12 protein-coding genes are annotated in these 15,136 nt (G+C 51.5%); 3 read left to right on the forward strand and 9 right to left on the reverse strand.

The genetic code is table 11. From position 1 onward, the window contains the following. Positions 1 to 60 precede the first annotated feature (60 nt). From asnB to CRP01_RS12105, 8 genes are all read right to left on the reverse strand, one after another. Positions 61 to 2,022, reverse strand: a complete 1,962-nt coding sequence (gene asnB / locus CRP01_RS12075) for an asparagine synthase (glutamine-hydrolyzing) (protein WP_099150295.1) — start codon at positions 2,020 to 2,022, stop codon at positions 61 to 63. A gap of 42 nt (positions 2,023 to 2,064) precedes the next feature. Beyond that, entirely contained in the window at positions 2,065 to 4,977 is a 2,913-nt protein-coding gene (locus tag CRP01_RS12080) for a zinc-binding metallopeptidase family protein (RefSeq protein ID WP_099150296.1), read from the reverse strand. Between the two features lie 4 nt (positions 4,978 to 4,981). Further along, the gene (locus tag CRP01_RS12085; RefSeq protein ID WP_099150297.1) at positions 4,982 to 6,076 is read right to left on the reverse strand and encodes an aspartate/ornithine carbamoyltransferase family protein; all 1,095 of its coding nucleotides are present in this window, start codon (positions 6,074 to 6,076) and stop codon (positions 4,982 to 4,984) included. Then, positions 6,070 to 6,192, reverse strand: coding sequence for a hypothetical protein (locus CRP01_RS43165; RefSeq protein WP_262510321.1), 123 nt, complete (start codon positions 6,190 to 6,192; stop codon positions 6,070 to 6,072). Before CRP01_RS43165 ends, CRP01_RS12085 begins: the two co-directional genes overlap by 7 nt. A 15-nt stretch (positions 6,193 to 6,207) precedes the next feature. Beyond that, positions 6,208 to 7,647, reverse strand: a complete 1,440-nt coding sequence (locus tag CRP01_RS12090; protein ID WP_099150298.1) for a sodium:solute symporter family protein — start codon at positions 7,645 to 7,647, stop codon at positions 6,208 to 6,210. Positions 7,648 to 7,653: 6 nt separating this feature from the next. Further along, a complete protein-coding gene (locus tag CRP01_RS12095) occupies positions 7,654 to 8,112 on the reverse strand; it encodes a hypothetical protein (protein ID WP_099150299.1) in 459 nt (152 codons plus the stop codon). Positions 8,113 to 8,145: 33 nt separating this feature from the next. Continuing rightward, the gene (rpsU, locus tag CRP01_RS12100; RefSeq protein ID WP_099150300.1) at positions 8,146 to 8,331 is read right to left on the reverse strand and encodes a 30S ribosomal protein S21; all 186 of its coding nucleotides are present in this window, start codon (positions 8,329 to 8,331) and stop codon (positions 8,146 to 8,148) included. A gap of 329 nt (positions 8,332 to 8,660) precedes the next feature. Then, the gene (locus CRP01_RS12105; RefSeq protein WP_099150301.1) at positions 8,661 to 9,155 is read right to left on the reverse strand and encodes a MarR family winged helix-turn-helix transcriptional regulator; all 495 of its coding nucleotides are present in this window, start codon (positions 9,153 to 9,155) and stop codon (positions 8,661 to 8,663) included. Between the two features lie 111 nt (positions 9,156 to 9,266). Here CRP01_RS12105 and CRP01_RS12110 point away from each other — a divergent pair, with 111 nt between their 5' ends. From CRP01_RS12110 to CRP01_RS12120, 3 genes are all read left to right on the forward strand, one after another. Then, positions 9,267 to 10,094 carry an alpha/beta hydrolase gene (locus CRP01_RS12110; protein ID WP_170110336.1) on the forward strand — a complete coding sequence of 276 codons (828 nt, stop codon included), beginning with the start codon at positions 9,267 to 9,269 and terminating at the stop codon, positions 10,092 to 10,094. Between the two features lie 15 nt (positions 10,095 to 10,109). Beyond that, entirely contained in the window at positions 10,110 to 11,522 is a 1,413-nt protein-coding gene (locus tag CRP01_RS12115) for a S8 family serine peptidase (protein WP_099150303.1), read from the forward strand. A 61-nt stretch (positions 11,523 to 11,583) separates the two neighbouring features. Then, positions 11,584 to 12,093 (forward strand): hypothetical protein, encoded by a 510-nt coding sequence (locus CRP01_RS12120; RefSeq protein WP_143473361.1) that lies wholly within the window; start codon positions 11,584 to 11,586, stop codon positions 12,091 to 12,093. A gap of 529 nt (positions 12,094 to 12,622) precedes the next feature. Here the strand turns inward: CRP01_RS12120 and paaZ are convergent. Beyond that, positions 12,623 to 15,112: a phenylacetic acid degradation bifunctional protein PaaZ gene (gene paaZ / locus CRP01_RS12125; protein WP_099150305.1), complete on the reverse strand. Its 2,490-nt coding sequence runs from the start codon at positions 15,110 to 15,112 to the stop codon at positions 12,623 to 12,625. Positions 15,113 to 15,136 lie beyond the last annotated feature (24 nt).

Raw genomic sequence — 15,136 nt, forward strand, 5'->3', positions numbered from 1 at the left:
ATTCTTTGGAGCCCTAAAAATGCAAAATACATCCTTTCCCCACAACTAATTCTGCCGGAATCAGACGCTGAGCAATTCAGTTCGTTTTTCCTTTACGAACATATCGTGTAGAATATGGAAGCCCAAAAGATGGTTCAGTAAGGCATCTTTCCGCACCAGGGATACGGGATCCTTGTCGTTGCGGTAGTCCTCCATAAACTGGCTGATCTTCTTCGGACTGAAGAAGCCGACTTCTTTCACCTTCTCCTGACTCAGGAACTGATCGGTCAATTCCTTTAAAGCCATTTGCTTGCTGGTGGAGGTGTGACCCGGAGGAGCCATGAAGGCAAATTTCTCCCGCTTGTACAATACTTCCGGGAGAATGTTTTTCATAGCCTCCCGCAGTACCCACTTTTCCGTATTGCCTTTGATGCGCAGTCCCGGCGGGATCACCTTGGCCACGTCGGCTACATAATGATCCAGAAAGGCCGGACGGCTTTCCATCGAGTTGGCCATATCCACCCGGTCGCCGCCCCAGTTCAGGATCTGACACTCCAGCATGGTCTTGATCCAGGTATACTGGGCTTTATCGAGTACATGACGGCCTTCCAGCTGGCTCTGGTCGAAGGAAGCGGCGATCGCTTCGATCGGATCGTAGCCTTTGAGTTCCGCCGCAAGGTCGTCGCTCAGCAAGGGCCGGGCGATCCCCAGCGTTTGTATCCAGGACTGGATCCAGGAGGGCGTGAATCCACAGGCTGCTTCCAGGGCCGGATGGGTCACCGGATTTTCCGCAAGGATAGCTCCTTTAAATATCTCGTTGGATTTTTCCAGTTCGCTCAGGCGGCTGGGGTCATTTGCGTAGGTGTATTTCAGCATATCCCGCTTCAGGGCCGGATAACCTCCGAACAATTCGTCGGAACCTTCTCCCGTTACGACCACGCGGTAACCGCATTCGTTCACCCGCTTACTCATACACCACTTGGCTACCCCCAGGGTGTTGTAGAAGGTCCTTTCGGCATGGTACATGGTCTGGAGGAAGTTCTGACCGTACAACTCGTCCGCCGCCAGGAAGATCTCTTCCTGATCAGCGCCGGTAGCTTCCGCCATGCCGCGGGCGATCTTGGATTCATCGTAGTCGCTGTGATCAAAGCTGATGGTAAAAGCTTTGACCGGAGATTGCTGCATCGTGGAGGCCAGTCCCAGCATGGAGCAGCTATCGATGCCTCCGGAGAGATAACAGCCTACCGGCACGTCGGCTTCCAAACGGAGCGCTACGGCTTCCATGAGTGAATCCCGCACCTGTTGTACGTGGTGATCGGCGGACTTGCCGTCGTCCCGGTCCGCATCGCGGGGGAAATCAACATCCCAGTACTTATGGTCGCGGATCTCGAACCCGGTACTTTTTCGCTGCACGATCAGTAAATGGCCGGGCTCCAGGGCATGGATATTTTCAAAAGCAGTGGTACCGGGTACCATAGTGTGCATCATTTGATGCAGTACGCCTTCCTTGGACAATTCCCGGGGAACTTCCGGATGGGCGAATAGCGCCTTGATCTCGGAACCGTAGTAAAATCCCTGCGGTCCGTTGTAATAGAATAAGGGCTTAACACCGAAGCGGTCCCGTACCAGGATCAGACGATCTTGCTTTTTATCGTAGAGGCTGAACGCGAATTCACCGCGCAGATGCTCCACAAAATCCAGACCGTGCTTGCGGTAGAGCGGGATAGCAATCTCACTGTCGGATTTGGTAGTGAAGCGAAATCCTTCCAAACGGAGATTGGTGCGAATACGCTTGTAATCGTAAAATTCTCCATTGGCCGTAAGGACCAGATCGTTGTTCTGACTGTATAATGGCTGATCTCCTGTTTCCAGATCAATGATCGACAGGCGGGCGTGGCCCATTCCCAGACCGTTCTTTTCATCCATATGAAACCCGTAACCGTCCGGTCCACGGTGATGCAAACTGGCGGTCATAGCTTTCAAATGGTCGATCTGGTTGTGTTGTAGTGGTTTTTGGCTCCAAAAGCCGGCGATTCCACACATATGTAGTATTTTTTAGTTTTTCAAAGCTGTTAGTCGAGCTTCTTAGTTTTTTGACATTTTAGCCGCAATGTTACAAGTATCGTGTAGTGCTCCGGATACGAAACTTTCTAGCCGATCCTTCCAAACTTTGGGTATCAATTTTCTGACATTAGTAAATAGGTTGACTGGTGTTTTTTGCCTGGACTCCATAAAATCCCTGGATACTTCCAACTGCAGCAAACTGCCGATCAGCAGGTCTCTGTCTAATTGAGCTTCATCCGGATTGTGGCTGCCTCCGTAGCTTCTTTCGATCTGCAGGATCTGTCCGGATTGGGCCAGAGGATACGGCCTTAGCTCCTGCTCCACTTCACGTGCAACCTGGAGTTCCATCGCGGTACAGATCTTTTCGAGGGCCATCCGGGCTTCCAGTAGAAATTCGGTTTTGATCTTATCTTCCGCGTAGCGGATATCAATCGAGAGATCCACCCGGTTAGCCAGGCTAATAAAGTTGATGGGATCTACCGCTTCCAGTACTACGCCCTCTCCACCAAAGGCTACGGAATCCAGTAAAGTGTCGACGATCCAGGATTGTACCTGCAGGCTCAAATGCTCCATCTCGGAGATGGCCGCTGGGCCGTTCACCCCCAGGGTGAGCAGTGCACTCCCCGGTATCACGTTGCGATTGGTGCCGGGTTGCAGCTCAATCTCCCCGATCACCGGCTTCAGCTTATCAAACTTGTTGTTTTGATCTTCATTGAAGCGTTCAACAAAATTTTCCGCCAGACGCGCTATGGCCACTCCGGGATCCCGCCGATCTTCCATTAGGGTAGCTCCGGCGTGGTTGAGTTCTCCCCGCATCCGCAGGCGCATACCAAAATCCAGTTCTTTGGCGGTTCTTTCTTTCGGATCTCCCTTCATGATCCCGACCGTTACCCGGAGGTTCCGGTATTTGTCCTGCTGGGAGATCTTGCGAAGCTGCCGGTTGAAGGCCAGTGCGCCCTGCTCGGACATCAACCCCTGGAATAGGAAATCTTCCTGGTGGATCCCCATAATGGTATCTACCAATACCAGCGGTACCCGCTGGCGATCCAGGATCGGCCCCTGTTCGATGTGACGCTCGTAGGTGTGGGGACTGAAGAATTTCTGCGGATCGTAACAGGACTGTAGCAGACTCGTTCCGTCAGTGGCTTCACTAAAGTCGTTCATCAGCTCGATCCGGCCGTCAGACTGGGCTTCCCGGAAGGTCTGCAGCATGCCTACCAGCTTGTCCCGAAAGATCTCCCCGGCGCTGTTTTTCATTTTGTGTACTTCGGCGGGAGTGGTAGAACCCGCAACAGCCGAGCTGCCCGGCATAGAAATACCGCGACCGGTAAAGGTCATTTCTTCGCCGATAAAGGCCGTGACCATCAGCGAACGGGAATTCCTGCGGGCTTTCAGCTTGAATTTAAAATAATGCTGCAGGTCCGCAAAGACATGGGCGGCTTCGATCCCGGCCAAAACGCCCAGGCGGCCGTCGTATTTCCCGGCGTCGAAAACGGTATCGATATGGGAGCAATGACAAATACAGCTGGAAGCAAAACGTTTCAGGCTGGTTCCGTTCCCATTCAGGGTACGGAACTTTTCGTTATTCCCCGTAGGCAGTAACAGTCCGTGGATGTTCCCCACCTTATCGATAAATACCGACAGCCCGGCATCATTCATCTGCTTGATGGTCTCAAGACTGGCCTTCACAAAACGATCGTTCAAGGCCCGGGCATCGATCTTTTGTTCGGTGGTTTCACTGACTTCGGCCAGTTTTTCAATACGGCGCCGTAGTCGCATACTGATCCCGGCCACTTTTTCCAGTTGCAGCGGTTTACGGAAGATCTCCTGCATTGGTAGCCCCTGACGCCACCAGTTAAACAATTGTCTCGATGCCCGGTAGTAGGCGATGATCAGTTCCACCTGGGCCAAAGGAGCCAAAGCTGCTTCCGCCCGGCGGGCGTCTTCGCGGATCACTTCCCGCAGTTCGAGCTTTTTGACGAGGGCATTGAGCTTATCCCGCACCATCAATACCTCTCCGCGTTGGGATTGTCGGGCGTTTATGAGTTTGCTCAGCCAGTTGTTCAACACATCCCCTTTTCCCGTTAGCTTCTTTTGCTTCCGTGCATAAGCCCCGGTGCCGCTGGCAATATTGTTTGCATAGGTCCAGGTGTCCGGATCACCGATCGAACCTTCGCCGGCACCGTTGATGAGACGAATAAAGGCGTCGTGCCGCTTTTTGGCCAGTCGTTTCATGGACCTGGCAAGATCGGAATCGTAAAGCTGTTGCCGGTGCCAGAAAGTGAGGTACCGCTGATCCAGCCGGAACTTACCGAGTATTGGAGCGGTGAAGATCAAAGCTTCCTCGTCGTGCAGGAGATCCCGGAGTTCTTCCATTTCAATGAGCGCTTCCGGATTGATGGTTGGGTCGAGTACCAGTTCAACCGCCTCGTTCTTTTTTTCCTGCCAGAAAGTGATCACCGAAAATATGTGACTCCGCGCCTGAATGAACTGCAACTCCTTGTGATGATGCAGCAGATAAGGTCCCACCTGTATCTGGGATTCCCTAACCTTTACTTCCGGCAGTTTATCTTCCAGCATCTGGAAAAGGATCTCTTTGTAAAAATCCTTGGGATGATAGAGGGGATTTTCAATGATCAGGGCGTGTGGCCGCTTGGTGTAATCCTTTTGCCGCAGCGCCCGGTCGGACATATCCTTCTCCATGATCATACCCCGTTTCAGGGCATATGGAGGAATGCCCAACTCCATCAGTTTATTGAGGATAATGCTGCACTTTTTACCACAGCCATACTCCGCAACGGTATAGGGCAAGGAGAGATAGGTCCGGATCAGGTCCAGTATCTTTTGCCGCTCTTTGAAAAGTGGCAGGCCGGTAGCGTCATCAAAATGAATGACCAGGTCCAGCTTCGTATTTTTATGTCTAAACCTTAGCAATAGCTTACGTTTTTAAGGGAATAGATTTCGACGGCAGGCGGTCAAAGCGATTGAGTATTGATATGAATAAGGCCTGGCGGACAAATACAGCACCGTGCGCCTGGGTAAAGTACAGGTTGTGGTTGGTACCGTCGAGGTTGGGATCCAACTCGTCGAGCCGGGCCAGCGGATGCAGCACCACTGCATCATCTTTCAGGTTACTTTGAGCATTCAGTTTAAAACGGGAATCCAGGGTCTTGTAGCTATCGCCCAGAAACGCGATCGAATTCATATACACCACATCGAGGTCCGATAAAACGTCGTTGATGTCATTGGTAATGGTGAACTCCATGGTCGATTCCTGGAGCATCGTTTCCAGCTCGGGCCCCAGCGGATCCGCCAGTTCCGAGATGATGGATATCTTCCGTATACCCGATTTAAACAAAAGCGACATCCGTAGGAAACTATTTACGGCCCGCATGCTACCCGGTGTGCCGAGTATGCCCAGGTGTATCTTGTCATCATCCCGGATATTATCCATTTTTAATTTCGGCTTCCATTTCAGGATCGCAAACCAGTCTGCCAGGGCCTGCGTGGGATGTTCTCCACTACCGTTGCCCGCATTGATGAGGGGCAGGCGCAGATTCTGCATGATCTCATCCAGGGAGTCCGTTTGGGTGTGTCTTACTACGACGAGATCGCCGTAGGCGTTGAACATTTCGCCGATATCGGACAGCGATTCGCCTTTAGCGACGCCGGTCACTTTGCCGGTTGGTATGCTGATGATCTTACCGTCGAGCCGAAGCACGGCACTTTCAAAAGAAAGCCGCGTACGGGTACTGGCTTCGAAAAATGCGGTAATAATGATCTTACCGTCCAGCGGATGGGAAGACGCGATTTCGGTGGATTCGAGTAAGGCGGCAAATTTGCAGATCTCCAGGACCAGTTCCTTATCGAACTGATCGACGGACAGAATGGATTGTCCGACCAGCCGGTTGAGAATACCCAGATTGATGGAGTCCTGCGCGTACAGGGATTCGGGGTTGGGATAGAGGCCCTCTGACGTAAGCGGATTTTCCTTAGGTGCTTTACCCTTTGATTTAAACTTTTCAGTTACCATAGGTTTTTGGTTTTAATATCTCTCAGCAGCATGACGATCAACGCGATGGCGGCGATGCTCATCAGGAACAGCGATGAGAGAATAAGCAGTTCAAAGATGGATTCTGGAAAAAGCATGGTTCTAAATTATTCTTATCCGTTAGGGCCAGATTGAGATTCATCCAGTAACTTCCACTGAAATTCCTCTTTATTTATTTTCGCAAACAAAGTTGTAACTACTATAGAGACTGCCGCGCCGATCAGGGAGGCGGTATACCATCCTAGATTGAAATAGGCGATCAATCCGGAGAGTGATCCCAGTACCATCGCCCACAAAGCGCCTTTTGGGCTTGCCGTTTTCCAATACAAACCCATGGCAATGGGATAGATCGTGCTCGCCACCATCGGGCCGGCAAAGAAAAGTACGGTCGCCAGGGTGCCGATCCGCGGCAGGCAGACCAGCCAGGCAAACACCCCCAAACCGATGATCACAAACATGGAAATACGGCGAATGCGCTGCTCCTTCGCTTTCGGGTTGATCATCTTTTTGTAGATGTCCTCCACGATAAGATCGGAAGTAGCGGCCAGCAGACTGTCGATACTGGAAGCCAGCGAACAGAAGAAAACGATAAACACAATGACCGCACCGACCTGACCCAAAATATGACCGGCCATCAGCGGGCCTACCATATCCGGGCTCGTAATGTTAACGCCCAGTGATCCGCTCGTCAGCGCGATAAAACCCGCGGCGATGGGCACCGGCAGCCAGAACAGGCCGGCCAGGGTGTAAGCTTTCTGGCCAACTCCCTTCCGCATGGCGAAAGCCCGACTCCACCAGACGTTGCTGTGAAATACCTCACCGATACCAAAAAGCAGGTTGTTGAAAATTGCGATCAGGGAGGCCGGCAACAGGGCGTCGATCAGCATGGGTTTCTCCGTTTGCAGATCGCTGTATACCTGTTCCAGGTCTATGGAATACAGTACCGCAGCACCCACTACCACAATGCCGATCATTACGATCAGGGATTGGATGTAATCGGTGCCGATCACGGCGTATAAACCTCCGAAGAGGGTGTAGAGCACACAGACCAGCAGGATCATGGTCATGCCGATCTCGTAGGGGATCCCGGCCAGGGCGTTCATCAGAATTCCGCCCGCCATTCCCATGCTGATCAGCCAGGTAAATCCGTAAAAAATGGAAATTGCCAAAAAGATGTACCAGGCCGTATTTCCGTAACGAAGCCGGATAAAATCACCGCTGGTGTATCCTTTGGGCATGAGTTGTTTGATCCGTTTCGCCAGAGGGGCGAACAGGAACAGGCCGAAAGCGGCTGTCGAGTAGGCAATCATACCCCAGATGCCCAGTTGCAGGGCAAACTGCGGCGCCAGCATGGTAGTATTGGAGGTGATCCAGGTGGCCATAGCCGTGGCCGTACCGAAGGCGAGCCCGACATTTCGACCGGCGAGCATAAATCCGTCGAGGTTCTTGGCTTTTTTCCCCCAGTAGATCCCGAGGTAGATCCATAAAATGGCCAATAAAATAAGTAATATCCATCCCGTGGTGGGGGATAGTATTTCCGACTGGTGTTCCATGTGTTATTATGGGTTTTGCGTCACTTTCCGGTTTCCCTGAACGACGATGCCCACGGTTAACAGAAATACCAATGCGCCTAAGCCAAATAGCGTAAAAGCTAAAGATAGGGAATGGTGTTGGACCCGAACCAGCGTTGGTTCGGACCAGGCACTCCAGGGGCCGCCCTCTTTTACCCGTACCCGATAATAGTAATCACCATTTTTCAGGCCGGATAAAAAGGTGGCAAAATCTTGTCCTTGATAAATAGCGGTGGAAGAAGAAAACTGTGCATCCGGAGCCTGTTGCAACTCAAACTCGTGGCCGTTTGCACTTTCAGCGCCGGGAATCCATTCCCAACTCAATTTGATATAACCAGATTCAGTAAAGTTTTCCGGTGGATTTTCGAATTGGGGAGGTTCAGGATCTATGGCTTTCAGACCAAGAGTTAAGAACAGGACCAGTAAACACGTGCTCAAGGCTTTCATGTTTCCGGGTTTTCATATAGAAGTATTCAGGTGCTACTCTTCTTTCTTACTTTCGATGTAAGCGGCTTTCAGAACTTCTTCACGTCTTTTTACAGATGGTTTGGTAAAATACTTGCGCTCACTCAGCTCTCTTCTCAGCTTAACATTGCGGTGTTTTCTCTTGTAACGTTTGAGGACTCTTTCAATACTTTCTCCGTCTTTTCTGTCGATTATTAGCATAAATTGATTTTACAAATAAGGATCAATACTTTCGTACAAAAAAAATCCCACCAAAACTTTCTAGTAATGGTCGGTTCATTTTTTATTAGAAAGTAATTAACTGCCTTATGATTTTAAATGAAGTACAAAGGTACAAATAATAATAGTTTCTACAGAAACAAAACAAGCATTTCGGCAAATTGTTTTGCGATGGTCCGGATTCCTCCCTACTATAACATCACCTTAACAATTCGGGCCCGTACCAGTGTTTACGGGCCTTCCAGGGAGCAGGAAATGCCCATTTTCGGACGCCGGGAAGGGCTTGTTCAGCACCTGTTAAAAGAATGGTCTTATGGTGCCGAATGCGCATTAGGATCAATATCGACGTCGGAAGTAATGATCGGCGCGGCATCCACCGCCTCGATATCCAGAAAACCGATTATGAGATCGAATGCGTCGTCCAGGGCCTGCAGTTGCCGGGGAGAAAGTTGCTGGAGCCGATGGGTCAGACGGTCGTGGAGCGGATCGGGTGTGGATTCCAGGAGTTTGATGCTTTTGGCGGTGAGCGCCACCAGTCCGATGCGTTTATCGTGGGGATTGGGAATACGGGCGACGAGGCATTTCTTCTCCAGCCGATCAATTATTCCGGTAACGGTACTGGCGTTCAGTTGCAGAAATTCTTTAATCTCCTTGTGGGCGGACTGGAAATCCGGCTGATCATTCAGGAAATAAAGACAGAGCAGTTGCGGGATACTGATACCGTGCTTTTTCTCAATGCGTTTGCTCTCCAGGTTGACCGACCGGATGATCTTCCGGATACTGATCAGGATGTGCCTGTGCTTCATGTTGGATTTGCTATTTGACCGTCGCCTTAAATATATGTTTTTTTTGGCAGGGAACTGAGCCGGGGGAAAATGCGTCCGGCGAAAAGTAATTTCCTTAACTTTGGCTTCCATATGGAAAATAGTACCCTGCAATGGACGACGTCCGACGGTCTGAAGATCTTCGGAAAATGCTGGCCGGTGGAACAGCCGAAAGCCGTGCTGAATATTGCCCACGGGATGGGCGAGCACATTCAACGCTACGAACACGTAGCGGCCTTTTACAACCGTCACAATATTGCGGTGATCGGTAACGACCACCGGGGCCATGGTCTCAGTGAAGGCAAAAAAGGCCATATTCCGGAATACAGCGCCCTGCTGGATGAAATGGATCAGCTGCTGGAACAAAGCCGTCAGCGCTTTCCGGGAGTACCGCAATTCCTGTTTGGACAAAGCCTCGGCGGCAACATCGTACTGAACTATGCCTTGCGGCGTCAACCGCAGCTGGCCGGAGTGATCGCATCCAGTCCCTGGATCCAGCTGGAATTCCGACCGAATCCGGTCAGTGTCATGGCCGGAAAACTGCTAAAGAACCTCTACCCTACTTTTTCGCAACCGACTGATCTTAAACCGGAGCACTTGTCGACTGATCCCGAGGTGGGACGGATCTACCAGGCCGATCCTCTCGTACACAGTCGCATCACGGCCGCAATGGGTACGGAGATGCTGGACGCTGCGGATTACCTCCACCAATATTCGGGCAAATTTCCTTTGCCCCTGTTGATCATGCACGGCACCGAAGACCACATCATCTCCTTTGATGCCAGTCGTCAATTTGCCGAAAGGGTGGATGGTCCGGTCACTTTTATCCCCTGGAAAGGGCTTTATCACGAATTGCACAATGAAACCCGCCAGGAAGAAGTTTTGAATACAAGCCTGCAGTGGGTGCAGGAACATTTGTAAAATTAAATTAGAACTATGTCCCGCAGGAAATATATTTTACTGGGTATGGCCATTATCTACAGTGCAGTGCTTTTCGGCCAGGATATGGATATCGATGTTTGCTACTGGGTGAGCTTCAGCGATAAGGCACAAAGTGAATACCAGGTGGAAGCTCCGAACGAATTTCTCTCCGAGCGGGCGCTGTCCCGCAGAGCGCGTTTCGGCATTCCTCTTACAGAAACGGACCTGCCGGTCAATGCGGCCTATCTGGACAGCCTGAAAACAGCGGGTACCCGCATTCAGTATACTTCCCGCTGGCTGAATGGCGCGGCAATGGTCGCGACTCCCGCCCAGGCCAAAGCTTTGGAATCACTCAGCTTTGTCGATTCTATCCGCTATATCGGCCCCTATTTCGGAGCCACTTCCGCCCGCAATTACAAATATGTCATGGACAGCACGGGTATGAAAATGGAGTCCAACAAGTACGGTCGCTCGGGACGCAACATTCAGATGCTGAACGGCGACTCCCTGCACCAGATGGGCTTCCAGGGCGAAGGCATGTATATAGCGGTGCTGGACGGCGGGTTCACTAATGTCGACAAGATCCCCTTCTTCGATACCCTCCGGCATTACCAGAGCCTGGATCATTTTTATGATTTCACTAATGCCGACCGGGATGTATTCGAATCCAGTACCCACGGTACCTCCGTACTTTCGGCCATGGCCGCTTACAGTCCGGGCGTACTGGTCGGCACCGCTCCGCGTGCACGTTATGTTTGTCTCAAGACGGAAGAGGTGCGGGGTGAACACCGGATGGAAGAATACAACTGGGTAGCCGCCCTGGAATACGCCGACAGTCTCGGTGTGGATGTCGTAAATTCTTCCCTGGGATATTATGCCTTTAGCGACCACAACATGGATTACCATCCTCGCCAATTGGACGGCAAAACATCCCCGGCGAGTCGGGCTGCAGAAATGGCTTTCGACCGCGGAATGATCATTGTGGTAAGCGCCGGCAATGAGGGCGACAGCCGCTGGAAATACATTGATATTCCCGCTGATTCACCGAAGGCACTGGCGATCGCAGCGGTGATGAATGACGGTCAAAAGGCCGGTTTCAGTTCCTACGGTTACGATTCCCTCGAAGTGATCAAACCGGACCTGGCCGCACCGGGGGTTAATGTACCGGTGCCGAATGCGTATCGCAGTCGGCTGTCGGCAGCCAGCGGCACATCTTTGGCCGCGCCGATCATGACCGGATTGGTAACCTGCCTGTGGCAGGCATTCCCGGAACTCGCCAATAGCGAAATTGTGGCGGCCCTTAAAGCCAGCGGTCACCAGGCCGAGCAACCCGATCTGGCGCTCGGATACGGGATCCCCGATTTTATGAAAGCCTACCGCATCCTGCAGGCCAGGAAAACTGAAATGGAATCGAAACAAAGTGAGTAGCGAAACTCAAGGACAAGTAAGATTGAAAGCAAGGACCGTTTGCAGGGTAATGCTCATGGGTATGGTATGGGTATTAGCCTGGGCATTGGTAGCCTGTGAATCGGGCGGTGGTGGAGAAGCGCTCGTCGAAGCGGATTACAGCAATTGCCGGTACGAAAAACCCGAAGCGATCTTTTACGACGGTTTGCCGCAAATTAGTGATCATCGCTTTGAGCGGAGAGGGCGCGGCAGCGAGGAAAAGTTTACGCTGTCCGGCGGGATCGCCGTTACGATCCTGCAATACGGTTGCGATGACCGAACCCAGGAATTCATTTTTGAGCTCAACCAGCGCAACCTCTGTGAAAGCACCGAAGATTGCACCCGGCACATCGCTCAGTTGTTACATGCCCTTTCGCGCCTGGGGCCGGAATTCCACGTTTTTCGGGCCTGGAGCCAGGCGATCAGAGAGGTGGCCCCTAGCCTGAGTTTTGGCGAAAGCGCCGAGTTAGCGGAAGGCTTTTGGGTAAAGGTTGACCAAAAAAGTGGCTTTGGGAATACCACCTTAATGCTTACGTTATCCGAAAAGCCCTGAGATTTTCGGAGCATCGGTCCACCGGCCCATGAGTTTGTGGTTCAAGGGGTTTTGAAAGTAGGTAAAATTAATATTCAATAATTTTAAATTTATAAATCACTACAAAACAATTACCTTAAACAAAAAAATTACATAGTGTAAACACGCAAATCCAAATAAAATTTTGCTTTTTTTTTTTGCCTGTCCGGCTCAATAGTACTAATTTTACCCTGCAAAACGGAACAGCAGACTTTAACCAGCAGTCCAATCTTAAATCTTTTCGGCATCCAATCGACTTTGACCTGAATAAGGCAATACCAATATCACACTGTCGAAAACCCCGGATACTGCAACAATTGTGCAAGAGGACCAAAAGTTGCGTTCCCAACCTGTGTCTACAACCCTTTGTAAAAGATAAATTAGTATCAGTAAGTTAGTGGCTCCGCTGCGTTCGCAGCGGGGCTTTTTTCGTATTGGACCTTAATCGTTTAGGGAAACCGGAGGCGCTGTACTACTGAACACCGCCTCCGGTTTTCCAACGAAAAAGGCCTTATAAGCCGAACTGTTCGAAGTGGTGATGGATGTGTTTCCGGGAGATCAGCTCCCACATATAGCGGTCGAGATGTCCGTAAATGGGATGAGGTACCGTGGCGTCCGGATTATTTTTGAAAAACGCCTCTATGTCATCCATGGCTCTTAGCAACGCCGTCTTGGCCGATTCCAGATCATCGTAGCGGAGATCTTCCAGCTTTCCTTTCCGAAGCAGCGGATTTGCATAGTTGTGGACTATGGGCTGATAGGTGTAAAGCCAGTCCTGGTATTTTTCAATCTTTTCCGGTGGGGTCAGGATCGGTGCCTGGATTTTCTCCAGTGCGATCAGGAAGGCCCATTCCAGATGTTCTACCATATGCTGCGGAGTAAGGCTACCCCACTGGGCGGTATGCTGCTCCGTAAGTTGGTACAGTTTTTCCTGCACATAGTCTTTACTGTATTCTGGAAAGGGCGATTTCTTTTGAACCAGGGTAAGGATAGTGGCCATTGCGACCAGTTCCTGATCCTGATCAAATACTTCCACATACCATTTCACCACTCCCGAAGGATGCTCCCTCCCCTTGGTATCCCGCTCCCGTTTTTCTTTACAGGTCAATCGGACCTGAATGGTATCGTCGTGGTAGACCGGCCGCAAAAACCGACATTCGTCAATACCGTAATTGGCTCCCACCGGACCCTTCGCCGGCGATACGAACAGGCCGGCCGCTGCCGCCAGCAGAAAATACCCGTGGGCCGCTCTTCTTTCGAAAATAGAACCTTTCAGGGAGGTGATATCTGTGTGGGCATAGAATACATCCCAGGTCAGATTGGCAAAGTTTTGGATATCCGAATCGGTGATGGTTCGTTTGTGGGTGAGGATGGACATGCCGACCTCCAGATCTTCAAAGTGGTAGCGGAACGGATGACGTTCGGGTTCTTTCACTTTTGCCCCGGCCTGGTAAATTCCGGTGACAGCGGTTAGCGTACTTGGAGTGCCTTGTACTGCACAGCGCTGCAGATAGTGCTTGATACCGCGCATACCGCCCATTTCTTCGCCGCCACCGGCTCGTCCGGGGCCGCCGTGCACCAGATTAGGCAGCGGTGAACCGTGGCCGGTGCTTTCCCTGGCATTTTCCCGGTTCAAAACGAGGATACGACCGTGGTGACTGGCCGCACCGATAACAAATTCCCGGGCGATCTGGTCGTCATAGGTGGCAATGGAGCAGCAAAGAGAACCTTTACCCATTTGCGCCAGTTCGATCGCTTCGTCCAGATCCTTATAGGGCATCAGGGTACTGACGGGACCAAAGGCTTCGATCTCGTGTACGCCCTGATTTTTCCGGGGATCTTTTTCCAGCAAAAGGATCGGACTCAGGAATGCGCCCTTTTCAAAATCGGCGCCCAGGACCTCAACTTCATCCAGGCTACCGTAAACAATATCGGCCGTTTGGGTCAGTTCCCGGATCTTTTGTTTGACTTCCTCCACCTGATCCTTACTGGCCAGCGCGCCCATACGAACACCCTCCACCGTCGGATTCCCAATGGCAACTTTACTTAGGGACTGCCCCAGAGCGATTTGGACGTCTTCCAAAAGATGTTCCGGAACAATGATCCGCCGGATGGCCGTACACTTCTGTCCGCATTTGACGGTCATTTCCTTGCGCACTTCCTTCACAAACAAGTTGAATTCCGGGGAACCGGGTTCGGCATCTTCTCCGAGTACGGAACAGTTGAGGCTATCCGCCTCCATGTTAAAGGGAACAGCCTCCTGAATAATCCTTGGGTGCGCTTTTAGTAAGCGGCCGGTTTCGGCTGAGCCGGTGAAGGTCACGACGTCCTGAGACTCGACACCGTCGAGTATAGAGCGCGCCGAACCACAGATCAATTGTAATGCGCCCTCCGGCAGAATGCCGGAAGCAATGATCTCGCGCACCACCGCCTCGGTGAGAAAGGAGGTGGCGGTGGCGGGTTTGACGACGGCCGCTACGCCCGCCATCCAGTTGACCGCACATTTTTCCAACATACCCCATACCGGGAAATTGAAAGCATTGATATGGATCGCTACGCCCCGCTTGGGCACCATGATGTGGTGGCCCATAAAGTTGCCTCCCCGGGACAGATCTACGGGTTCGCCGTCTACATGAAAAGTCTGGTTGGGGAAATTGCGGCGCAGGGATGCATTCGCAAAAAGATTACCGAAGCCACCCTCAATATCGATCCAGCTGTCCGTACGGGTTGCTCCGGTACGGTAACTGATCTCGTAGAACTGCTCTTTTCTTTTCAGGAGATACATCGCCAGTTTCTTCAGCATATTGCCCCTTTCCTGAAAAGTCATCTTGCGTAAAGCCGGACTGCCCGTTGCCCGCCCGTAGGCGAGGATGTCGGAAAAATCCAATCCCTTCGCGGTGGCCGCAGCGACTACCTCGCCGGTTACCGAATCGTAAAGCAAAGTACCGTCACCGGCACCTTCCGTCCAGTTGCCGAGTATATAGTTACCTAGTTTTTTCATATATCAAATTTATTAGGGCGTTCA

The sequence above is a fragment of the Flavilitoribacter nigricans DSM 23189 = NBRC 102662 genome (assembly GCF_002646595.1).
GTDB classification, from domain to species: domain Bacteria; phylum Bacteroidota; class Bacteroidia; order Chitinophagales; family Saprospiraceae; genus Flavilitoribacter; species Flavilitoribacter nigricans.

Coding starts and splice junctions, on each gene's coding strand:
- asnB (WP_099150295.1), bottom strand. CDS start 2,022: ATGTGTGGAATCGCCGGCTTTTGGAGCCAAAAACCACTACAACACAAC.
- rpsU (WP_099150300.1), bottom strand. CDS start 8,331: ATGCTAATAATCGACAGAAAAGACGGAGAAAGTATTGAAAGAGTCCTC.
- CRP01_RS12090 (WP_099150298.1), bottom strand. CDS start 7,647: ATGGAACACCAGTCGGAAATACTATCCCCCACCACGGGATGGATATTA.
- CRP01_RS12120 (WP_143473361.1), top strand. CDS start 11,584: ATGGTATGGGTATTAGCCTGGGCATTGGTAGCCTGTGAATCGGGCGGT.
- paaZ (WP_099150305.1), bottom strand. CDS start 15,112: ATGAAAAAACTAGGTAACTATATACTCGGCAACTGGACGGAAGGTGCC.
- CRP01_RS12110 (WP_170110336.1), top strand. CDS start 9,267: ATGGAAAATAGTACCCTGCAATGGACGACGTCCGACGGTCTGAAGATC.
- CRP01_RS12085 (WP_099150297.1), bottom strand. CDS start 6,076: ATGGTAACTGAAAAGTTTAAATCAAAGGGTAAAGCACCTAAGGAAAAT.
- CRP01_RS43165 (WP_262510321.1), bottom strand. CDS start 6,192: ATGCTTTTTCCAGAATCCATCTTTGAACTGCTTATTCTCTCATCGCTG.
- CRP01_RS12095 (WP_099150299.1), bottom strand. CDS start 8,112: ATGAAAGCCTTGAGCACGTGTTTACTGGTCCTGTTCTTAACTCTTGGT.
- CRP01_RS12105 (WP_099150301.1), bottom strand. CDS start 9,155: ATGAAGCACAGGCACATCCTGATCAGTATCCGGAAGATCATCCGGTCG.
- CRP01_RS12115 (WP_099150303.1), top strand. CDS start 10,110: ATGTCCCGCAGGAAATATATTTTACTGGGTATGGCCATTATCTACAGT.